The sequence below is a fragment of the Bacteroidota bacterium genome, from assembly GCA_016195025.1.
Lineage (GTDB): Bacteria > Bacteroidota > Bacteroidia > Palsa-948 > Palsa-948 > Palsa-948.
Genome location: JACQAL010000002.1, coordinates 40677 through 63659, shown reverse-complemented (window position 1 = coordinate 63659; position 22983 = coordinate 40677). Strand labels below are relative to the sequence as shown.

Sequence of the window (22983 nt, the reverse complement as noted above, 5' to 3'; positions counted from 1 at the left end):
CCTGAAATACCTCTTACTCCGTTTGAGAAGAATTCTCAAACGATTTGGCGTGTCCTCACGAGCGGAGGAGTGTTCCTCACGAGCGGAGGAGTGTTCCTCACGAGCGGAGGAGTGTTCCTCACGAGCGGAGGAGTGCTCCTGCGCTCCGGAGGAGTGCTCCTACTGAGCATTTCCATGAAGAAAGTATGAAAATAAGTGTGAAAACTGCAAAAAACCACCATAGCATAAACCATAATCTATACCGAAGGCAGAGTCAGGTTTCCGAAAATTATTTGGAAGGTTGGAATAATGGAATGTTGGGAAACAGCCAATCTTCCTCCGAAGAAGTCCCTTCGGGACAATCTTCCATCATTCCATTCTTCCTGAACATTCCTGAAACCTGAGTTGTTTTGGTATAAAATATTAGTTCTCCACAAAGGCAACCTTTTTTCCGCTATTGCGTCTTGTATAAAACAGCAATCAAAGATTCTTAAAAAGTGTGCATAAATACCCTTGGAAATCCTCTCAATGTGTGGTTTTTATTTTATATTTTTGCACCGCACTTCAGCATTCCGGCATTGAGCGGCATAAAAATTAGAATTCCAGGATAACTTGTATAGAAAAACTCAGACCTGTCATTAAACAAAAAAGATGTTCTGTTCAACACACTCACATAAATTAACTTCGTAAAGCCAAATACCATGAAGTATTTTTTACATTCACTATTTTTCATCGCTGCCACTATGGGAATATCGCTTCCCGAAACATTTTCACAAGGGCTGCCGGGCGCCTGCGGAAAACACAATGTTACCATTTCTCCCATGAACGGAAACGGTGTTATGGGCGGACCCATTTACAATAAATCCGCCTGCGGATTAAATTATGTGTATGACACCACGTTGACTGAAACAAGATATAATACCTACACTACTTCCGGCTACTATGGCTCCGGGTTTCCTGCCAAATGGACGATTGCTGGTTTACCTGCTGGTTATGTTTTGGATAAGGCATTTGTCTGGGCGCTGACGGGCTATCAATCAGCCACTGCTCCAAATGGAACAGTTACCATTACAAATCCCGCTGCCGCCACCACCAGTTACGCATCGGGCGGTCCCATTGGAACAGACGGTCCCAAATGCTGGGGAGAAACCGGCACTGCCGTTTACCGCTGGGATGTAACTACATCTGTTAGCGGAAACGGAACTTACAACTTCAATGTTTCCGGCTTCTCCAATCCCAACTGGGAGATAGACGGAATGACACTTATGATTATTTATACTGATCCCGGTGCTACTTACATGGGCTCTCTTGATATCTGGGATGGCGCAATGACTGACGGGCAAACAGGCATGTATAAACCATACACCATGACCGGCTTGACTGTTTCGGGAACGCCTACGCTTGCGCGCGCATGGGCAACTTCTTCCGACCACCAGGACAATGTTGCCGCCACGCATAATACCACCTTGAATGGTAACGTCATTGCTTTCCCCAATGATTTTTATTGCTACGATGAAGCGCCTGTAACATTAACTTGTGGACAAACTACTTCCCTATTCGCCCAAGATGGAGGAGGAAGCGACTGCTGGCTCTGGGGAAATATGGGAGTATATTATCAGCTATCCAGTTGTAATGTTCTTTCCCTAACTGTTGCTCCCACCAATTCCACCTGCAACGCTCCAAATGGTTCTGCTATTGCAAATGTATCGGGAGGAACACAACCTTATACGTATTTATGGAGTACAGGAGCCACGACAACTTCCATCAGTAACCTTACAGCAGGAAATTATTCTGTTTCTGTTACTGGTACAGGCGGATGTGGTCCGGTTTCGGCAACTTTTACAATTACAACTTCTCCCGGTCCCAATGTAACATTTACAACCACCGCCACCAAATGCAGCGGAGGCAGCAACGGCTCCGCCACATTAACTGCTACTGGAGGAAACGCTCCCTACACATATGCATGGGCAACAACTCCAATACAAACATCTACCACTGCCACCGGGCTTTCGGCAGGAACTTATTCCGTTCAGGTGAGCGATGCTTCGGGCTGCAAAGCCACTTACACCGTTGCGGTAACGCAGCCACCGGCTTTGGCGGCAACCACCACTTCCACCCCCACGCAATGCACGGCAAACATAGGAACTGCTACAGCCACCGGCTCGGGCGGAACTTCTCCCTATACTTATTCATGGAACACATCTCCCGTGCAGAATGCCCAGACAGCAACAGGGCTTGGCATTGGCAACTATGTAGCAACCGTAACCGATGCCAATGGCTGCACCAAAACGCAGACAGTTTCTGTTACCACGCAGGCGCCCACATTAACTGCTGCTACTAACGTGCTTAACAACGTGAAGTGCTTCGGCAACAGCGATGGAAATGCCATGGTGAACGGAGGCGGAGGAACACTTCCTTATACGTATTTATGGGCTACTTCGCCTAATCAAACCACGCAAGCGGCAACGGGGCTGCCTGTGGGAACTTACTCAGTAATGATTACCGATGCCAACGGCTGCACGAAAGTTTCCACCGTAAACATTACGCAGCCCACCCAACTCACTTTATCCAATTCCACCGCCATTGCTTCCTGCGGAATGGCAAACGGCTCTGCCAGCGCCTTCGCTTCGGGCGGAACTTCGCCTTATACTTACACGTGGCTTACTTCTCCTGTGCAAATGACTCAAACACTCAATAATATTTCCGGTGGAACCTACAATGTATTGGTAACGGATGGCAACGGATGCAATCAATCAATGACGGTGGTTGTTCCGCAGAAAGGTCCGCCCGTTGCAAATTTCTATGACACTCCCGATACCGTAAACCTGCTTGACGGAACCGTATATTGTTTCAATGGCTCCTCCAACAATACGGCTACCTGGTACTGGACGTTTGGCGACCCGAATAATCCTTCCACGAGCAGCGTGGAAAATCCTTTCCATGTGTATACCGATACGGGCGTGTATTGCATCACGCTTTACGTTGCCGATTCGGGAGGCGTATGCATGGATACCATCACGCACTGCATTTACGTGGAAGCGCCCTTCACCTTTTACGCTCCCAATGCTTTTACTCCGAATGAAGACGGCTTCAATGAATATTTCACCGGGCTGGGTTCCTACATCATTGATTTCAACATGTGGATTTTTGACCGCTGGGGAAATTTAATCTGGAGTTGCCACACCTTTGGCGACCCGCAAAGCGATAAGAAATGCTCGTGGGATGGAAAAGTAAAGCGCAACGGAGAATTGGTGCAGGAAGATGTGTATGTATGGAAAGTGGAACTCACCGATGCCAACAAGAAACAGCATAAATATATCGGGAATGTGAGCATGGTGAGATAAAAAAAGAATGTTATGAGAATTTTTTTTTCACTGATTTTCTTTTCAGCGCTGCTTGCGGTTTCATCTGATTCATTTTCTCAATTACAGGTTACACCGAATAACAACCCCGCTCAACTTGCGCAAACATTGGCGGGCAACGGTGTTACTATTTCCGGGGCTACGATGAACTGCCCGAGTTTAAGTTCTCCCACCAACAATCCGAGCGGAACATTTGTAGGCACATCGAGCAATATAGGAATTGCCGGAGGCGTGCTGCTTACTTCAGGAGATGTTCAATGGGCAGTGGGTCCGAATATATCTCCAAGTTCCGGTGCAGATAATAATTTTACTTTTAATGACCCCGATTTAATGGCGATTGACCCGAACCTTACAAACGATGTTTGCATTTTAGAGTTTGATGCCAAGCCAACCTGCAACACGCTTGCATTTACTTTTTCTTTCGGCTCTGAAGAATATCCGGAGTTTGTCGGTTCGTTCAATGATGGGTTTGGAATTTTTGTTACCGGCACTAATCCTTCAGGACCAAACTACACCGGATACAATATGGCTTTGCTTCCTCCTCCTGCGCCACCGGGCACTCCTGTTTCTATCAACAATGTGAACAATGGAAATTATTCTTGCCCTGGTCCTCCTTCCGGTCCTTGTGCAAATTGCTCTTTTTATATAGACAATTGCACCGGAACTACTGTGGAATACGATGCGTTCACCAAGCCGGTTACGGTTACACTTAGCGTTGTTCCCTGCACCAATTACCATTTTAAATTAGCCATTGCCGATGCGCTCGACCATATTTACGATACCGGAGTTTTTTTTGCCATGCAATCTCTCATATGCGCAACTTCTCTTACGGTGGCGGCAACTTATACTAATTCTGTTTGCTCTGCAAATACCGGTGCTGCAACCGTAACCAGCGTTCAGGGCGGTCAGTCGCCTTACACTTACGTATGGAATACCACTCCCCCGCAAAATACACAGACCGCCACAGGGCTCGCTCCGGGAAGTTATACTGTTAATGTTGTTGATGCCAACGGATGCTTAAGCGGAACACAAAGTGTAACCATTTCAACTGGCGGAGGGTTTACAGTAACTCCCACGCAGGTAAATGTAAAATGTTTCGGGGCTAACAACGGCAGCGCTTCCATCACAAATCCAACTGGCGGAAGTGCGCCATACACGTATGCATGGAGCACCAATCCTGTTCAAACCAGCACAAGCATTAACAATGTTCCCGCAGGAAATTATACCTGCACCATTACCGATGCCACCGGCTGCACCTTTACGCAAACCTTTACCATTACTCAGCCGCCAGCGCTTACTGCTTCCATTGTTTCTTCCACCAATGTGAGTTGCCCTCCTCCTTCCAATCCGAACGGCTCGGCTACTGCCAGCGGAAGCGGAGGAAACGGAACGCTCACTTATTCGTGGAGCACTTCGCCTTCGCAATCAGGCGCCACAGCAAATAATCTTGCTGCCGGAAATTATATAGTCACTGTTACCGATGCGAACGGATGTACAAAAACTGCGAGCGTAACCATTACATCTCCCGCCACCTCCACGCTCACCACTTCTTCTACCCCTGCCGACTGCGGAGTAACGAACGGAACAGCAACTGCAAATATTACCGGAGGAGCGAATCCGCATACCTATTTATGGCTTACCAATCCCATTCAATCCACTCCCACTGCCACAGGGCTGCAGGGTGGTTCCACTTATACGATAATTGTTACCGATGGAAACGGATGCACGCAAATGCAGAACATAACCATTGGAGGAGGAAAACCGCCCGTTGCCAATTTCACTTACACTCCATTTGATGTGGTGAACCTGCTTGACCCGCTTGTGATTTTCTCCGATGCTTCGTTGGGAAACACGGGCATGTGGAACTGGAATTTTGGCGATTCGCTTTCTTCCAACAATATTTCTTCGCTGCAAAATCCTACACACACCTATTCCGATACGGGAATTTATTGCATCACTCTTGCCATTGCCGATCCATCGGGAGTTTGCAAGGATACGCTCGTGAAATGCCTGCGCGTGGAAGCGCCTTTCACCTTTTATATTCCGAATGCATTTACTCCGGGAAGAACAGACGGGATAAATGATTTCTTTACCGCATTCGGAACTTACATCAAAGAATTTGAAATGGAAATTTTTGACCGCTGGGGAAACCTCGTGTGGAGTTGCCATACTTTCGGCAACCCGCAGAGCGATTCTAAATGCACCTGGGACGGAAAAATAAAACGCAATGGCGACACGGTGCAGGAAGATGTTTACGTTTGGAAAGTGCACCTCAAAGACCTGAAAGATAAAAAATACGACTACATCGGCACGATTACGATTGCCAAATAATTTTCGGTTACAACATTTTATTTCAGAATTTCTCTTGCAATAACTAATTTCTGAATTTCAGAAGTTCCTTCCCCTATCGTACAAAGTTTTGCATCGCGGTAATATTTTTCAACAGGAAAATCTTTTGTATAACCATATCCTCCGAAAATCTGAACGGCTTCGTTGGCAACTTTGCAGGCAACTTCCGAAGTATAATATTTCGCCATGGCAGAAAGTTTTGTAACCTTTTCTCCTTTCTGTTTTTTATATGCCGCCTGGAAGGTGAGAAGTTCTGCAGCCTCAATCATTGTTGCCATGTCGGCAATCTTAAAAGCAATTGCCTGAAATTCCGCTATGGGTTTTCCAAACTGCTGGCGCTCTTTGGAATATTTTTTTGACGCTTCGTATGCGCCTTTCGCAATTCCAAGACCAAGCGCAGCAATGGAAATTCTTCCGCCATCCAAAACTTTCAGCGACTGAACAAAACCATCGCCTTCTTTTCCCATCATCTGCGATTTATGCACGCGGCAGTTTTCAAAAATCAATTCGGTGGTTTCGCTCGCGCGCATTCCCAATTTATTTTCTTTTCTTCCTCCGCGAAAACCCGGAGTGCCTTTTTCAATGATGAAAGAAGTCATGCCGTGCGAATCGCTTTTTTCTCCCGTACGCACGATTACAACCGCAACGTTTCCGCTTACACCATGCGTGATAAAATTTTTTGAACCGTTAAGCACATAATAATCTCCATCCTTCACTGCGGTGGTGAGCATGTTTGCCGCGTCAGAGCCCGTGTTTACTTCAGTCAATCCCCATGCGCCAATCCATTCTGCGGATGCAAGCTTGGGTAAATATTTTTTCTTCTGTTCTTCATTTCCAAATTGGAGAATATGTCCGGTGCAAAGTGAATTGTGCGCGGCAACGGATAATCCAATCGAGCCGCAGATTTTTGCAATCTCGGAAATCACTGTTACGTATTCCATATAACCAAATCCCGCTCCTCCGTATTCAGCAGGCACGAGAACGCCCATTAATCCAAGTTCGCCCAATTTTTTAAAACATTCCACAGGAAATTTTTGCGTCTCATCCCACTCCATCATGTGAGGACGAATATTTTCATCTCCAAACTTGCGAATCATTTCCGCAATCATCTGCTGGTTTTCGCTGAGAGAAAATTCCATTGTTGTTTCTTCGTGAACCGTTGTACTCATACTTGAAAATTTATTTTTAATGCGGATAACGAAACATAACGAAATTACGAATTATTGTTTTGTATTAATTCGAAATTTCGCAGCCATTCGTTATCCGTATCTTACTAAACTTATAATGTTATCAGAATATCTTTCCAGTTTTTTTCTTCCGCCAAGAAAACCAAGTTCCACCACAAAAGCAAAGCCCGCGACTTTTGCATTCTGACGCTGCACTAAAACTGCCGATGCTTCAGCAGTTCCTCCGGTGGCGAGCAAATCATCGTGAATGAGCACGCGCCAGTTTTTTTTCAGTGCATCCACGTGCATTTCAACTTTTGCTTTTCCGTATTCGAGTTCGTATTCGTGTGAAATGGTTTTGTAAGGAAGTTTTCCCGGTTTGCGTAGCGGAATGAGAGGTATTCCCATTTTATTTGCGAGAAGAAATCCGAAAAAGAATCCGCGGCTTTCGGTGCTTACGATTGCATCAATCTTTTTTCCTTTTAATTGTTTTATAAATCCGTTTGCAATTTCCGTACAGAGTTTTGAATCTTTCAGGATAGGGGTTATGTCTTTGAAAACAATTCCTTTCTTTGGAAAATCGGGAACATCTCTGATACTGCTTTTTATTTTTTCTTCCTGCGTCATTTCACAGTCAAATAGGGCGCAAGTTTACTGAAGGTTTCTCCATCCACCAAATTATCTTTCATAATATCCGACACATCTGAATAATCACCTTTGTTAATGCGATGCCAGAAAATTTTTATTGCGGCTTTCTTATCCATATAAGGATGTTTTTTCAAATCATCCACCGAAGCAGAATTAATATTTATTTTTTTGACTTTCGATAAATCAATTTCCAGTTGCGGAGAAACCAAATCGAATTTTTCTTTATCGAAACCATATACTTCCAGCAGTTGTTCTTTTTTCACAAAGCCGCCAAGTAAGTCACGAAACTTCACGATGCGTTTTGCAAAACCCGAACCGATTCCCTTCAATTGCTTTAACGAAGTGGTATCGGCAGAATTTAATTCAACAATTACAGTTGCATTTTTCTTCGGGAATTTATTCTCAACTATTTTTTCGGTTTTCTCATAATTATTTTTCTTTTCAAACTTTTGATACTTCTTTTCTTTGGTAAAAACTTTTTCCGTTTCTTCCGAGTCAGAAACCAAACTATTTCCTGAAAAATAATTTTTCCTTGAATCAGTAATGGAATCAGCGGCTTTCTTTTGTGCGGTTTCAAACTCTGCAATTTCTTTTTCAAACTTTGAAAAATCAGTTTTCTCCTGCGGAAAAAAGAAATCAGAGAAAGAAAGATAAAGCAAAAGCAGAATAATAATTGAAAGCAAAATGAAAACTCCGTTGCGCTCTCTGCGGTTGAAAGTAAAATAATCTCTAAAGAATTGCTTCATTTATTTTTTTCTGCCAACGGTGAGATAATAAACCGGAATTCCTGCTGCAACGCATACCAATCCGAAACCGGTATTTCTTCCGTCATATATAATAAGGATAATACAAACGGCAAGTGCGGCAAGAATATACAGCGCGGGAACAAGCGGATAGCCGAATGCTTTGTACGGACGCTCGGTGTCCGGCTCTTTTTTTCTCAGCACAAAAATTCCGGTGATAGTTACAATGTAAAAAATCATGGAGGCGAAGGTGGAGTAGTTCACCAAATCTTTATACGTGCCCGTCAAACATAATGCACACGCCCATGCGCATTGAAACCATAACGCATTTCCGGGAACTGATTTTGAATTTACCGCAGCTGCTTTCTGAAAAAATAATTTATCCTTCGCCATGGCATAATACACGCGCGCGCCCGCGAGGATGAGTCCGTTGTTGCAGCCAAAAGTGGAAACCATTATCAATCCCGCCATGATGAACAGCGAAGCATCTCCGAAAATCATATAGGCAGCGCTCGCTCCTACTCTGTCATTCGTTGCGAACTGCATTCCCAATCCTGCAACATCGGCTGCATTAGGATTTCCTTTCAGCGGAAGCAAAGAGAGATATGCAACGTTTGCAAGAACATAAATTGTGGTGACTAAAAAAGTTCCGAGAAACAAACTACGCGGAATATTTTTTTTCGGGTCTTTAATTTCTCCGGCAATGAACGTAACGTTGTTCCACGCATCGGCAGAGAAAAGAGAATTAATTATTGTGGAACCCATCGCGCCAAGCAAAGCAAACCCCGCAAGCGGAACAACATTCAGAATTCCATCCTTGAAAGTTGTTGTGGATGCATCCCACGGATGAGAAAAATTTTCTGCAAGCGTGTTTGATTTCATTCCGAAAAAAATTCCGAGAACAATCAGCGCAAAGAGCGCAAGAAGTTTTGTCGAAGTGAAAATTCCCTGAATCATTTTTCCGCTGTTCACCCCGCGCGTGTTGATATAAGTAAGAAGAACAATCATTGCGATGGCGCATAACTGACCAGGCGTGATAGAAAATTTTTCTCCGATTGAAAAAATAGTTGAGTTCAGAATGGGAAAGAAGATTGCTGAGTATTTTGCAAACGCAACCGCCACTGCCGCAATTACTCCCGTTGAAATTACTGTGAAGACCGTCCAGCCATAAAGAAACGAAGTAAGTTTTCCGAACGCGCGTTCAATGTAAACAAATTGTCCGCCTGCTTTGGGCATCATGCCCGCCAGTTCTCCGTAACTCAGCGCTGCGAACACGGTAATCACTCCTGTAATTATCCAAAGTAAAATTAAATATCCAGCAGAGCCAACCGCGCGCGCCATATCCGAACTCACTATGAAAATTCCCGAGCCAATCATGGAGCCGGCAACAATCATTGTTGCATCAATGAGACCGAGTGAACGTTTTAATTCTGTATCGGGATTTTGATTCTCCATTTAATCATTAAGCACCAAAACACAAATACCAGATAACAAACAAATACCAATTATCTAAATCAAAAATTCCAAATTATTTGAATTTGAAATTTTGTGTTTGGAATTTATTTGTGTTTTGGAATTTGTCATTTGGGATTTTTCCCTTTAGGGCTGGGGGTGCAGTTTGCTTCGCGTGCGGCTGTAACCAAAATAAATTATGAGCCCGACAATCATCCAGCCAAAAGCGCTGAGTTGGGTTATTTTATCGAGTGAAACAATCATTGCTCCACATACAATAACGCCAAGCGTTGCAGTAATGGGAACAACAGGAGCTTTGAACGGGCGGGGAATAGTTGGATTTTTCACGCGCATAATCCAAATGCCAATACATACGAGCACAAACGCAAATAAAGTTCCGATGGAAGTTAAATCACCGGCAACACTTCCGGGAATAAATCCTCCGAAAATTCCTACGAAGACAAACAAAATTAAATTTGATTTCCAAGGAGTGCGGAACTTCGGATGAATGTCAGAAAAAGTTTTTGGAAGCAATCCATCGCGCGACATGGAATAAAACACACGCGACTGACCGAGCAGCATTACAAGTATTACAGAAGAAAATCCTGCGAGGATGGCAACCGTAACAAAAGTTGCCAGCCAGTTATATCCTGCCATGTAATGCTGAATGGCGTAAGCGACCGATGCTTCTTTTCCGGCTTTTACAAAATCGGTGTAAGGCGCAACTCCTGTTAATACCCAGGAGAAAAGAATATATAATATAGTACAGACCACCAATGAACCAAGAATTCCAATCGGCATATCGCGCTTGGGATTTTTTGCTTCCTGCGCTGCCGTGGAAACCGCATCGAACCCGATGAAAGCAAAGAATACAATTGCCGCTCCGCGAAGAACTCCCATCCACCCGTGATTGAACGTGGGAGAGTAATCATACATTTTTCCGTTTCCCATATCAACCGGAGGAGCATTATCGGGAATTAAAAATGGAGTGTGATTGCTCGGATTCAAAAATTTCCAGCCGATGCCAATAAACATAAGAACGATGGCAACTTTTACAAATACAATCACCGCATTCACCATTGCCGATTCCTGCGTTCCCCGAATGAGAATGAGAGAAAGCAAAAGCAAAATAAAAAGCGCGGGAAGATTTACCAAGCCATGCTCGCCTGCTGCTGAAACTTCAAACGGTGAATGACATAACGAAAAAGGAATTGAACCTCCGACAAGATTATTGAGGTATTCGCTCCATGCAATGGAAACGGTTGCAGCGCCCAATGCATATTCAAGAATGAGCGCCCAGCCGATAATCCATGCAATCAATTCTCCCATGGTTGTGTAAGCGTAAGTGTACGCGCTTCCCGCAATCGGAATCATAGAAGCAAATTCTGCATAGCAAAGTCCTGCGAACGCGCAGCCCACTGCGGCAATCACAAACGACATGATAACTCCATTGCCTGCATGCTCGCCTGCTGCTGCTGCAGTGCGAACAAAAAGCCCGGCACCAATGATAGCTCCGATTCCAAGTGCAACCAAACTTGGTGCTGTGAGTGAACGTTTCAGTCCTTTATCCGATTCCGCTGCTTCGTTCAATAAATGTTCGTGAGATTTTGTTCTGAATAGCGACATAAAAATAAATTTAGGATTTTAGATTAAGGATTTGGAATTTAAAAATCCTACATCGTAATTCCTTAATCCTTAATCTTAATTTTGGCGAAGATATACAAGTTTTTACGGGAGTAAATATTTTTTTTCTTTCGTACTGAAAAGAAGGAAATCAAAAATGCAAATAGAATTCTTTGGTTAATTGTTTGTAATCACTCGTAAAATTGTTTTCACTTTGAATAACGAGCAGATTATCATCTTGAATTTCTTTTTTGAAAAATTCAAAACGCATGAGAATGCGTTTGGGAAATTTTTTCCGGGAAGTAGTTTTCACCCACATATAATTGGTAAGAAAGAGATTTCTTTTTTCCGCTTCGTTGGTAAAATAAGCGCCTTCGTGCACGGGAAAAATTACATAGAAACTTCCTTTGGAAGCAAGCAGCCGCAAAACATTTTCAGCCAGTTCAACAAAAGATAATTTATGGCGAAAACGCGCCTGTGCGCCTTCTTTTTTCTCGTGCGATAACGGGCAGGGAAAATACGGAGGATTGCTCACGATGATGTCATATTTTTCTTTCGGGAAAAATTCCTGCAAGGAAGAATGATGCGCCTGCAGCCGCTCTTTCCATTTCGATTGGGAAAAATTTATTTCTGCCTGCTTGCAGGAATTGGCATCAATATCTATGGCATCAATTTGTGCGGAAGAGCGCTGGGCAAGCATCAATGAAATAACTCCGGTGCCGGTGCCTATGTCTAAAATTTTTTTTGCCTTGCCGCTATCCACCCACGCGCCAATCAAAACAGAATCTGTGCTGATTTTCATCGGGCATTTGTCCTGACGGACAACAAATTCCTTGAATGCAAAAGTAGTTTTCGGCATACATTTTTTTCCTGGGATAAAAGAAGAAAAGAAGCGTACCAATCCCTCTTTTCGACTTAATACGAAAATAACTATAAAATAGTTACAAGAAGTAAACCTGAGAAAAACTCCAAAGAAGTAAAGAGAAACTATGCCTTTGGCTCTCCAGTAGTTTCCGATGAAGGAGTTTCGGCAGCAACAGGCGTTTCTGCGGCAGAAATGCTGGCTGCCTCTTTCGCTTTGCGCTTTGCACTACGACTTTCACGGGCAGATTGCTCTGTTGCCATGCGCTTTTTATACGCATCACGCTTAGAAGATTCAGAGGATGATTTTTTTCCGCTCACTTTGGCTTCGTTTTCAGAAACCCATTTGGCAAACTTTGCATCTGCCTGCTCCTGCGTAAGAACTCCTTTTTTCACGCCTTTGAGCAAATGGGATTTAAACAACACTCCCTGCCTTGAAAAAATGGAGCGCATAGTATCCGATGGCTTGGCGCCTTTATGAAGCCATTCAATGGCGCGGTCGAATTTCAATACCACCGTTTCAGGATTGGTGCGCGGGTTATAGGTTCCTATTTTTTCAATGAAGCGGGCATCACGCGGAAAGCGTTTGTCGGCTACCACAATGTGATAGAACGCTTGTCCTTTTTTTCCATGGCGCGAGAGGCGAATGATTGCAGGCATTTTTAATTTTTATGTTTATGTGTTTGTTAAAACGGAGGGCGAAAGTAAGTAAAATATCTGAATAGCAAAATGGAAATTTCATTTTCCGGCAGAGAAATCCGATTCTTTCTCTATTGGCTTTTCGAAAGCGTAATATTTTTTGTTTCGGTTTTTCCGGCAGGCAGCGAAATTTCTTCCGAGAATTTCTGGTATCCTTCTGAGGAAACTTCTATAAGGCAGGGCTTACTGCAAGGAAAATCAATGATGTAAGAACCATCTTCTCCCGATTTAGTCATGGCGCTTTGCATGCCGGTGGCTTTGTCAAGAATCCGAATTTCGGCAGGCAATGCTTTGTGTGTGCTGTCGGCACCTGTAATTTTTCCGGCAAGCGAAGCCGTCTGCAAAAGTGGCTTGCTCACTCCGCTCATCACATCGTAATTGGAAATATCTACCATAATAATATCGCGTTCGCCCAGCCCGCTGTCGCGCACGGTGGCAATGTAAGCGGTTTTTTTATCGGCAGTCATCACGAATTTTGATTCTATGCCTACGCTGTTAATCGGATAACCGATGTTTACCGGGTTGCTCCATTTTCCTTTTTCATCCATGGTGGTTTTAAAAATATCATAAGAGCCAATGGAGTTGGGCCCGTTCGAGCAGAAGAAAAGTGTTTTGCCATCGGGCGCAAGCCATAATCCGTTTTCATCGAAGGGAGAATTTACAGGTGCACCCATATTCACGGGCTCTGCCCATCCTTCCGGCATTTTTTTTGAGAGCCATATATCTCCTTGTCCTAATCCGCCCGGTCGCTCGCTCACAAAATAAAGTGTGTTTCCATCGGGCGAAAGCACTGCCGCATCTTCGTAGTAACTCGTATTAACGGGCTTGAGAAGAATTTCGGGCGTTTTCCATTTTCCGGAAGTGGCTTTTTTGGAAACAAAAATTTCTCCTCCGTGCGCTTCGGTAACATGGTTGCGGTAAATGAACATTTGATTTCCATCGGAAGAAATGCTCGTAACAGAATTATAGCCGCCATCCAAATTAATAGGACCACGAATTAAATCACCCGCCAGCCAGGTTTTCTTTTCATCGCTCCAGAAACTTTCATACACGTTGTCGAAATATCCGTAATCGCCTTCCTTGTCAGTTTTTGATTTATCGCCTTCGGGCCTGCGCGAAGTAAAAATCATCACCTTGTCGCCTCCGGTAAGCACGGGACCTTTGTCATCGTATTGCGAATTGAGGTCTATCAGAAAAGAAAGTTTGGCATTTACCGGATGCGCCATCATTTCTTTTGCAACGTTGCACTGCGCAATTTCCACATCCACTTCGCTCTCGGAAATTTTTTTGGGACTGTCGGCAACGGTTTTGCGGTAAGCATTCAGTTCTTCGAGCGCTTTGTCAATCATGCCGCGCGCGTGATACGCCTTGCCGAGCGCCAAGCTTAATTCGGAAGAAGCATTAGGGTCGAGTGATTTTGCTTTTTCCAATTCATCCACCGCATCCTGATAGGTTTTCATCATGTAATAGCAGTTGCCAATCCAGAAATGAATGTTGCCATCGTTCGGGCGGTTCTTTTCCACTTCCTTAAATTTATTGAGAGCCGAGCGGTAATCGCCTCCGAAAAAATCCTGCTTCGCCATGAACATTTTATATTCATCGGTCCCTTTTTTGAAAACATTTCCGCCATCTCCTTTTTGAGAAAAGGATACTTCGACTCCGCTCAGTATGACAATTGAAATAACACCGATAAGTAAAATATTTTTTTTCATAGCAATGCGAATTAGTTCATGGATTTTTTTAACGATGCAAACATAACGAATAGAATTTAAAAGCCAAAAAGAATATTTTTCAACGAATGGTAGCGCAAAGTTTCAGAAATAAATTCATGGCAATTCTTTTGGGCTGGTCAAGAGAATAGATGATATACTCGTTCAGGTAATCGCTCATTATTTTTTTATCGAACTCTTTGTCTAATTGCTCAATTACTTTTTCTTTCTGCTCCAGCCCGAACTTCATGGATTTGTAAAATGAAATTTCATGCTGCGCATCTAATTTTTTATTTGAAATCCAGCAGGCAAAAACAAACGGAAGACCGGTGAATAATTTCCATTGTTCGGATAAGTCAAATGCATATTGAAATTTTTTTGTGAAAGAAAAATTCCGGTCGCCAATAATTAATCCCGCAACATTTCCGTTAATATTTTTTTCATAGCCGTCTTTCGCCTGAATCCACTGAGGAGAAATTTTCCAGAAATGTTTTGCCAGAATTTGCAGCAGCATAACGGATGTTCGCGATTGATTATCGAGATGAATTCTTTTTATTTCATTCAACGGAGCTTCGCTGTAGAGCATCACCGAGCGCACGGGACCATTTGCGCCAATGCAGAAATCAGGAAAGAGAAAATATTTTTTCAAATGGGGAATAACGGCTATAGGTGCAAGCCCGATGTCCACTTTATCTTTCATTAATTTATCGGCACATAAAGAAGGAATATCGAGTGAAAGAGAATAATTTTTCAGAAACCCGCCTTGCTCAATTCCATACACAAACGGCTTTGCGTTTATATAGGATACGGCAGAAATTCTCAGAGAAGATTTTTTCATAAAAAGGATTCAAATGTAAATTATTCTAAAGAACTATTCCCTGCCCGGAGAAATTTCATTTACAGCCAGTGTTGCCGCTACCACTGCAACAATTGCCGCAAACCCTGAGAATAAAATTCCACAGAACGGAAGAAGAAGAAAAAGGCAAAAAATAAATCCGTTGGAAATTGCCAGCCATTTATTCGCGCGCACAAACTGAATGCTCTCATGGATTTTTAATTTTCTTCTTTCGCTGGTGTAATCAATAAAAGAAAACCCGTAGAAGTAGGCGGAGACAAGAAATAAAACAATTGCCGAAAACCATCCAACCACCGGAATAAATCCTGCAACGAACATTAAAATAATCCAGCCCGTTTGAATGAAAAGATTCCGCAGCACAATTAAAATTCCGCGCACCATGTCGCGCATCCATTGGTCGCCATCGAAGGGATATTTTTTTCCGCTGATGATTTCTTCGGTCTTCGCAGAGAGGTACGCGAACAAAGGCGAAAGTAAAATCAAAATAATGTATCCTCCGTAATAAGCAAACACAAAAAAGAAAAGCACGCGGAAAAAAATCCATACAAATCCTGCGATAAACACGCCAAGATATTTCGAGAGGAAAAAAGAATCGCTGTCCAATCCTAAAATTCCTTTTAACCAATCCTGCACATGAGTTGTAAGATTTTCAATCAGTGAATATCCTCCTATGAATAAAAGAATATTCAGCAGGAGCGGAATGAAGAATGCCCACCACAAACCTTTCGAAAAAATAAATCCGATGGCATTGAAGTAAGAGCGAAAACCAAGTTCAACCTGCTTGCTGAATATCATTATACGATTACTACTTCTCTTTCGAGCATTACTCCGAATTTTTCTTTCACTGATTGCAAAATTTTTTCCGAGAGTTCATAAATATCATTTCCGTTTGCGTTTCCATAATTCACCAGCACCAATGCCTGGTCTTTGTGAACGCCATGAGCGTTGAACCGTTTTCCTTTCCATCCGCATTGTTCAACGAGCCAGCCGGCAGCCAATTTCATTTCGCTATTGGAGTTTTTATAGGCGACAATAGCCGGAAATTCTTTCTTCAGCAATTCATATTTCTCATTCGAAACGATTGGATTTTTAAAAAAACTTCCTGCATTGCCAATCATTGCAGGGTCGGGCAGTTTGCTTCTGCGGATAGTAATCACCGCCTGAGAAATGGCAGCGATGGAAAGTTTTTTCACCCCCATTTTTTCTAACTCCTGATTGATTGCTCCGTAACTTGTATTGTATTTTGGTTTTTTGTTCAGGCGGAAAGTAACGGAAGTAATGATGTATTTATTTTTTGCTTCGCGTTTGAAAATACTGTCGCGGTAACCGAATTTACAATCGGAATTTTTGAAAATAACTTTTTTGTTTTCCTGAAGATTGACGGCTTCGAGTTCGTGAAAAGTTTCCTTTTGCTCCACGCCATACGCACCAATGTTCTGAATGGGCGCTGCGCCCATCGAGCCGGGAATGAGTGAAAGATTTTCAATGCCCGCCTGATTATTTTTTATGCAGTGCAGAACGAATTCATGCCACACCTCGCCTCCGCCAACTTTCACAAAATAATTTTCCGAATCTTCCCTGAGCAGTTCAATTCCCTTGAGATTATTTTTCAGAACAACTCCGTCAAAGTTTTTTGTGAAAAGAATATTGCTTCCTCCGCCCAAGATAAGCAGAGGCGAAGATTTTTTTTCATCTAAATAGTTTTGAACATCAGAAACAGAATTCGCTTCGAGAAAATATTTTGCCGAAACATCAATGCCGAAGGTGTTGTATTTGCGAAGAGAAATGTTTTCCTGAATGGTCATCTACGAATACGAATTTCTGCGAATGTACGAATGAATTTTTTGTCTACTGCCAACTGCCGATTGCCTACTGGCTTCAACTTCCCATGCGAACGATAAGTTCAAACTCTTCTTTGCCAAGCGGCATAACGGATAATCTTCCTTGTCTCACCAGATAAATGTTCTGCAATTTTTTTTCTGCTTTTATTTGCGCCAGCGTAACGGGTTTCTTCAGCGGTTTTTCAGAAGCAAGGTCAACCACCGACCAATCTTCTTTTGTGGTGGGGTCTTGGTAAAATTCTCTGGTAACTTTTGCAATTCCTTTCACGCATTTATCTTCTCCGCTGTGATAGAACAAAACCAAATCATCTTTTTTCATAGAGCGTAAATTTTTTCTCGCGGCAAAGTTGCGCACGCCTTCCCACATGGTTTTGCCGTCTTTGGCAAATTGTTCCCATGAATACGTTTCGGGTTCGGATTTGACGAGGAAATAATTCATCCTGTTTTTTTCTGCAAAAATAATTGAGATATGGGAATAGCGAAAGAAAAATTATTCCGAAGGGCGAAGCACCCTTTTGCCTGAAGTTGACATTTTCAGAAAAAAATTTTCCTTTGGCGCGCAGCAAGCAATGTTCGGCAGGTTGAAATAAAACTTGCTGTATAACTGCTAAAACTTCCTGCTGCATAAGGCAATGTTTGGCGCGCTCAACTAAAACTTGCTGTGCAACTACTAAAACTTCCTGCTGCATAAGGGAATGTTTCCGCATACATAACGCAAATTTTTTCTGCCCTCCCGCGTGTTCATTTTAAATGCAGGTGCGGGATTCATCAATAACTTGAACTTCTTTTTGAAGTCCCGCGCGTTCATTCAGGCATCCCGTCTGTTTATTCAGCAATTCCGTGCGGGGTTTTTCCGCTTCTGCAGGGAATTTTTGCGAGTCCGTCAAGTATTTTCGGCAGCAACCGCATTGCTGCGCTGAAAACAAAGTATCTGGAAAAAGCGTATAATTTTTTCGAATAAAAAATTTTCAATGCATTATTTTATACACCATTTCTTTCATCAGTTCTCCTTCATCTATGTTTGAATTTTCATAGCCCTTTGATTTCATATCGTATTCGCGGAGGAGAGAAATGGCGCTGAAAATTTTTCCGGGAGGATAATTATTTGAAGCCGATGCATAATCCTTCACAAAAAACGGAGGCACTTTGAGAGTTGCTGCAATTTCATTCTGCGGTTTTCCTTTTACCATATGATACAGCAGCATCTTGCTGAAATACCCTGCCAGCGAAGCAACCGTTACCACCATGGGATTATCCTTTGTATTGGCAGAAAAATAATTGATGATGCGGTTTGCTTTCAGCGAATCTTTTTTCCCAATGGCATCCTGCAATTCAAAATTGTTGTACTCCTTGCTGATGCCGATGTATTTTTGAATGTGGTCGGAAGTAATTTTGCTTTTCTCAGGAATGTTTAAGAAAAGTTTTTCAAGTTCGTTGGCAATCTTGCTCAAATCATTTCCAAGAAATTCCGTGAGCAGTTGGCTCGCACGCGGCTCAATGGAATATTTTTTATCCGCTATAAATTCTTCAATCCACTTCGGCACTTTGTAATCGTAAAGCGTATCCGATTTCAAAACCACTGCGCGCTTGGAAAGATTTTTTGCGAACCCTGTGCGCATGTCAATGGTTTTGTACTTATGGCAGAAAACAAGAATGGTTGTCTTTTGGGGATTGTCGAGATAATTTTCTAGCGGATGAACAACCCCACCCGACCTCCCCGAAGGGGAGGAGTTTGCGCGCTCAACCCTCTCCCCTTTGGGGAGAGATGGAGAGGGGTCTGATTTTTCCTTCGGCACAAGGTCTTTCATGTTCTGCGCTTCCTTGATAATCACCACGCGGTAATTGCTCATCATGGGATAACTCTTGGCTTCGCCGATGACCTGCAGAATGTTTGTCTCGCCTCCGTATAAAACTGTCTGGTTGAATTCTTTTTCGGAATCATCCAGAATATTTTTCTCTATGTAATTTGAAACTTCATCAATAAAGAACGGCTCCTCGCCCATTAAAAAATAAACGGGATGGTAAACTTTGTTCTTGAGGTCGGATATTATTTTGTCAAAATCCATATCTACTAAATACTAATTAATACGAATTTACGAATTAGACAAAACAGCCGTGCGCTGATTCGTAAATTAGTACATTAGTAAAAATTAGTATTTAGTAGATGTTAAAATTAAATCTTCCCGAATATTCTTTTCGAATTCGACAAGGTGAAAAAGGAAATCAAATCTTTGATGCGATTCGCAAAAAGTTTGTCGCTCTCACACCCGAAGAATGGGTGCGCCAGAATTTTATTCAGTATTTAATTGAAGAAAAAAAATATCCTGCTTCGCTTATTGCCGTTGAAACAGGATTGAAGTACAACAAACTTCAAAAGCGAAGCGACATAAAAATTCACAACCGGAAAGGAAATGTGTGGATGATTGTGGAATGCAAAAAACCCGATGTAAAAATTTCTCAGGAAACTTTTAATCAGGTTGCCGTTTACAATATATCGAATAAACTCAGAACAAAATTTTTGGCGGTAACAAACGGCTTGAAACATTATTGCTGCGAAATGAACTATGAACAGGGAAAGCATTTATTTCTAAAAGATTTTCCTGAGTACAAATAACTCTCCCCTTAAATTCCCCTCTCTTTCAGAAAGAGAGGGGTTAGGGGTGAGTTCTAAGTGTAAAAAAAAGTTTACCTAAATTTTGGTTTTGATTAGGAGATTTCTACCTTTACATCCCTTTTAAAACCAAACTAACTATTTTCACTATGAAAAAATTTACATCTCTGTTTACTGCTGCGCTTTTTCTCTCTGGCACAGCGCTTACATTCGCAGGCAACAAATGCGAAGTAATTATTCCGGGCAACCATGCGCCCATGCATTTCAAACTGGCTGCAAATGTTCACGAAGGAGATTATCTGCCAACCACAGTTATCTTCAAAGTAAAACCCCAGTACCGGCAGAACTGCAAAATAAATTCAGTTGATAATATTCTTCCGCTTCAGGATTATCTTAATTCGGTGGGCGCAACTAAAGTGGCAAAAATTTATCCTCACGTGGAAGCGCCCGCGCAGGAAAGAAATGCGCTCGGACAAAAATTAGTTGACCTCTCTCTTATTTATTCTTTCAAGTTCACCTCAGGTTTGAATCTTGAAAAAGTAATTAACGGAATGCTTTCGCTCGGCTATTTTGAATACGTGGAGCCCTGGTATGTTCCCAAACTTCATGCCGTATGCACTCCGAATGACCCATCTTTAGGAAGCCAATATCATATCCAAGGAAATGTTACCGGCAGCATTGATGTGAAAGGAACCGCCTGGTGCACCACCAACGGAAGCGCAAGTTTTATAGTGGGAATCACCGACACCGGCACAGAACTCACTCACCCCGACCTTGCCGCAAATGTTTACCACAACACCGCTGACCCGGTTGATGGCAGTGATAATGATGCAGACGGTTATATAGACGATTACAACGGCTGGGATGTGGGAATGAATGACAACGACCCCACCTGGCAGGGAAACAATCACGGAGTGATGACAAGCGGAGATGCCTGTGCGGTTACAAATAACAGCACGGGAGTTTCAAGCCCCGGCTTCAATACGAAATTTATCATGTGCAAAATTGCCGATGCAAGCGGTGCACTGGTGGCTGCCTACCAGGGAATTCAATGGCTTGCCGATTTTTCTGCCAAGCATGGAAACATTGTTCAGATGATCAGCAACTCATGGGGCGGAAGCGGTGGCGGCTCTTACGGGCAAAACATTATTGACTATGCCGCCATCAACAATAATATTCTGGTGATGGCTTCTGCCGGCAATAACGGAGTGGAAGACCAAACCTATCCTTCTTCCTATAATAATATATACCGCGTGTCGGCTTCCACCAGCACAGATAACATGGCGGGTTTTTCTTCTTACGGGCTGGATGTGGACTACTGCGCTCCCGGAAATAATGTTTATTCAACCACGAGCGGTGCAGGATACCAATCAGCCAGCGGAACTTCCATGGCTTGCCCGGTTTCGGCAGGCGGTGCGGCATTGATTCAGTCGGTGAAAAATTATACCAATGCTTTCCAGATTGGAGAGCAGATGAAACAAACCTGCGACCCTATGCCAAGCGCCACGCAATATCCTTTAGGAAAACTTGGCAAGGGAAGAATTGACATCAACAACGCGCTCACGCAGGCGGCAAAATCCATTTTGGTAAATCCGGTTACAGTTACTGACAATAACGATAACATTTTTGATGTGGGTGAAACCATTGACATCAGCGGAATATTCACCAATTATCTTGACCCTTCTTCTTCCAGCGCAACGGCAACGCTGAGCACCTATTCGGTTTCTGCGGGACCCAATCCTACTATTACAAACGGAAGTTTCACCATTGGCGCGCTTGCCACGCTGGCAACAACCAACAACAATGCTTCGCCTTTTACAGCGGTGCTTTCTGCCAGCGCTCCCATTAATCAAACCGTGCGTTTCAAAATTCATATTACGGATGGAACGTTCACGGGCGATACGTATTTTGATATTCTGGTGAACCCCGATTACATTAATATTACCATTAATGATTTGCACACCACCATTACCAGCAAAGGAAGAATTGGCTATAACAATGACGGGCAGGTGAACGGGCTTGGCGTTGAATACGAAAACCCATCGCCCCAGGCGCTTCTCTATGAATCCAGTTTGATGATTGGCGCTTCAAGTACAAAGGTTTCTGATATGTTCCGCGATGCAAGCACGGGCAACACCGATTTTGGTTCTACCGTTCGCGTGAAACAAGTTCTTCCCGCAACGGTTTCCGATTTTGATGTGGATGGAAGTTTCAACGATGCGCCTGCCACCACCAGCGGTCCCATTCCCGTGAGCGTTCACCACAATGCGTATGCATGGCAAACCGCGCCTTACAGGAAATTTGTGATTGTGAAATATGTAATCACCAATACGGGCGCAAGCACGCTCAGCGGCTTGTATGCCGGAATCATGTCTGACTGGGATGTGCCCAATGCCAATTCGGGGCAGGACAAAGCAAGTTGGGATGTGCCCAACAAAATGGGATACGTTTACTGGGTGGGAAATAATTTATATGCGGCTACGAAGGTCTTAACTAATTCCGCACCTCCCAACTGCCATGTGGTGGACAACGTTTCGGGAGGAAATGGAGACATTGACCCCACCACCAATTTCACCACTGCCGATAAATACAAAGCCCTTTCCGTTCTGCGCGCCAGCGATGGATTTTCTGCCACCGGAGGAGATGTGATGAACTGCGTGAGCAGCGGGCCCTTCACCGTAAATGCGGGCGACAGCGTAACCGTTGCCTTCGCGCTCATTGGCGGAGACAACCTTGCCGACATTCAGGCAACCGCCTGCGCTGCGCAGGATAAATGGGATAACTCCTGCAGCACCGGTGTGTTTGAAAATGGCGAAACCGATAACTTCTGGGCGTATGCTTATCCCTCGCCCGCAACCACCAACGTGAACATTGCCTACAACGTGATTGGCTACGAGCATGCCGCCATCCGCATTATGAATTCACTGGGCGAAGTGGTAATGACCTATGAAAACATTCAGCAGGGAAGAAACACGCTCACCCTCGATGCTTCCAAACTCAGCGCGGGAAATTATTTTTTCCAGTTAAAAGCAGGCGAAGCAGTGCTGACGAAAAGATTCAGTGTGATGAAATAAAAGGTAAAAT

General features: G+C 43.4%; 19 protein-coding genes. 5 read left to right on the top strand and 14 right to left on the bottom strand.

The window, feature by feature from the left end; genetic code table 11:
- Positions 1 to 35 precede the first annotated feature (35 nt).
- Positions 36 to 176, bottom strand: a complete 141-nt coding sequence (locus HY063_00310) for a hypothetical protein (GenBank protein MBI3500215.1) — start codon at positions 174 to 176, stop codon at positions 36 to 38.
- Between the two features lie 21 nt (positions 177 to 197).
- Between HY063_00310 and HY063_00305 the strand changes: the two genes are divergently transcribed.
- The 3 genes from HY063_00305 to HY063_00295 all read left to right on the top strand — a co-directional run bounded on the left by HY063_00305 (position 198) and on the right by HY063_00295 (position 5672).
- Positions 198 to 383, top strand: a complete 186-nt coding sequence (locus HY063_00305) for a hypothetical protein (GenBank protein MBI3500214.1) — start codon at positions 198 to 200, stop codon at positions 381 to 383.
- Positions 384 to 680: 297 nt separating this feature from the next.
- Positions 681 to 3323, top strand: coding sequence for a gliding motility-associated C-terminal domain-containing protein (locus tag HY063_00300; protein ID MBI3500213.1), 2643 nt, complete (start codon positions 681 to 683; stop codon positions 3321 to 3323).
- A 12-nt stretch (positions 3324 to 3335) separates the two neighbouring features.
- Positions 3336 to 5672 carry a choice-of-anchor L domain-containing protein gene (locus HY063_00295; GenBank protein ID MBI3500212.1) on the top strand — a complete coding sequence of 779 codons (2337 nt, stop codon included), beginning with the start codon at positions 3336 to 3338 and terminating at the stop codon, positions 5670 to 5672.
- A 17-nt stretch (positions 5673 to 5689) separates the two neighbouring features.
- Here HY063_00295 and HY063_00290 read toward each other — a convergent pair whose 3' ends face one another.
- The 13 genes from HY063_00290 to holA form a co-directional block, all read right to left on the bottom strand.
- Positions 5690 to 6829, bottom strand: coding sequence for an acyl-CoA dehydrogenase family protein (locus HY063_00290; GenBank protein ID MBI3500211.1), 1140 nt, complete (start codon positions 6827 to 6829; stop codon positions 5690 to 5692).
- A 120-nt stretch (positions 6830 to 6949) separates the two neighbouring features.
- On the bottom strand, positions 6950 to 7483 hold the full coding sequence (locus tag HY063_00285) for an adenine phosphoribosyltransferase (protein MBI3500210.1): 534 nt from the start codon (positions 7481 to 7483) through the stop codon (positions 6950 to 6952).
- Positions 7480 to 8250: a helix-hairpin-helix domain-containing protein gene (locus HY063_00280; protein ID MBI3500209.1), complete on the bottom strand. Its 771-nt coding sequence runs from the start codon at positions 8248 to 8250 to the stop codon at positions 7480 to 7482. Before HY063_00280 ends, HY063_00285 begins: the two co-directional genes overlap by 4 nt.
- Positions 8251 to 9702 carry an amino acid permease gene (locus tag HY063_00275; protein MBI3500208.1) on the bottom strand — a complete coding sequence of 484 codons (1452 nt, stop codon included), beginning with the start codon at positions 9700 to 9702 and terminating at the stop codon, positions 8251 to 8253.
- Positions 9703 to 9846: 144 nt separating this feature from the next.
- Positions 9847 to 11325 (bottom strand): amino acid permease, encoded by a 1479-nt coding sequence (locus HY063_00270; protein MBI3500207.1) that lies wholly within the window; start codon positions 11323 to 11325, stop codon positions 9847 to 9849.
- A 148-nt stretch (positions 11326 to 11473) separates the two neighbouring features.
- Positions 11474 to 12181, bottom strand: coding sequence for a methyltransferase (locus HY063_00265; protein ID MBI3500206.1), 708 nt, complete (start codon positions 12179 to 12181; stop codon positions 11474 to 11476).
- 128 nt (positions 12182 to 12309) lie between these two features.
- The gene (locus HY063_00260) at positions 12310 to 12843 is read right to left on the bottom strand and encodes a 30S ribosomal protein S16 (GenBank protein ID MBI3500205.1); all 534 of its coding nucleotides are present in this window, start codon (positions 12841 to 12843) and stop codon (positions 12310 to 12312) included.
- A 110-nt stretch (positions 12844 to 12953) separates the two neighbouring features.
- Complete coding sequence (locus HY063_00255) at positions 12954 to 14594, bottom strand: PD40 domain-containing protein (GenBank protein ID MBI3500204.1); 1641 nt, start codon at positions 14592 to 14594, stop codon at positions 12954 to 12956.
- A gap of 79 nt (positions 14595 to 14673) precedes the next feature.
- Entirely contained in the window at positions 14674 to 15429 is a 756-nt protein-coding gene (locus tag HY063_00250; GenBank protein MBI3500203.1) for a menaquinone biosynthesis protein, read from the bottom strand.
- A 33-nt stretch (positions 15430 to 15462) separates the two neighbouring features.
- Positions 15463 to 16242 (bottom strand): EI24 domain-containing protein, encoded by a 780-nt coding sequence (locus tag HY063_00245; GenBank protein ID MBI3500202.1) that lies wholly within the window; start codon positions 16240 to 16242, stop codon positions 15463 to 15465.
- Positions 16242 to 17252, bottom strand: coding sequence for a UDP-N-acetylmuramate dehydrogenase (murB, locus tag HY063_00240; protein MBI3500201.1), 1011 nt, complete (start codon positions 17250 to 17252; stop codon positions 16242 to 16244). Before murB ends, HY063_00245 begins: the two co-directional genes overlap by 1 nt.
- Before the next feature lie 73 nt (positions 17253 to 17325).
- Positions 17326 to 17727, bottom strand: a complete 402-nt coding sequence (locus HY063_00235; GenBank protein ID MBI3500200.1) for an EVE domain-containing protein — start codon at positions 17725 to 17727, stop codon at positions 17326 to 17328.
- A gap of 529 nt (positions 17728 to 18256) precedes the next feature.
- Positions 18257 to 19354, bottom strand: coding sequence for a DNA polymerase III subunit delta (holA, locus tag HY063_00230; GenBank protein MBI3500199.1), 1098 nt, complete (start codon positions 19352 to 19354; stop codon positions 18257 to 18259).
- A 98-nt stretch (positions 19355 to 19452) separates the two neighbouring features.
- On the opposite strand from holA, the gene HY063_00225 reads away from it, so the two are divergent.
- Together HY063_00225 and HY063_00220 are read left to right on the top strand one after the other, a co-directional pair.
- A complete protein-coding gene (locus HY063_00225; protein MBI3500198.1) occupies positions 19453 to 19902 on the top strand; it encodes a type I restriction enzyme HsdR N-terminal domain-containing protein in 450 nt (149 codons plus the stop codon).
- A gap of 146 nt (positions 19903 to 20048) precedes the next feature.
- The gene (locus HY063_00220) at positions 20049 to 22973 is read left to right on the top strand and encodes a S8 family peptidase (GenBank protein ID MBI3500197.1); all 2925 of its coding nucleotides are present in this window, start codon (positions 20049 to 20051) and stop codon (positions 22971 to 22973) included.
- Positions 22974 to 22983: the final 10 nt, after the last annotated feature.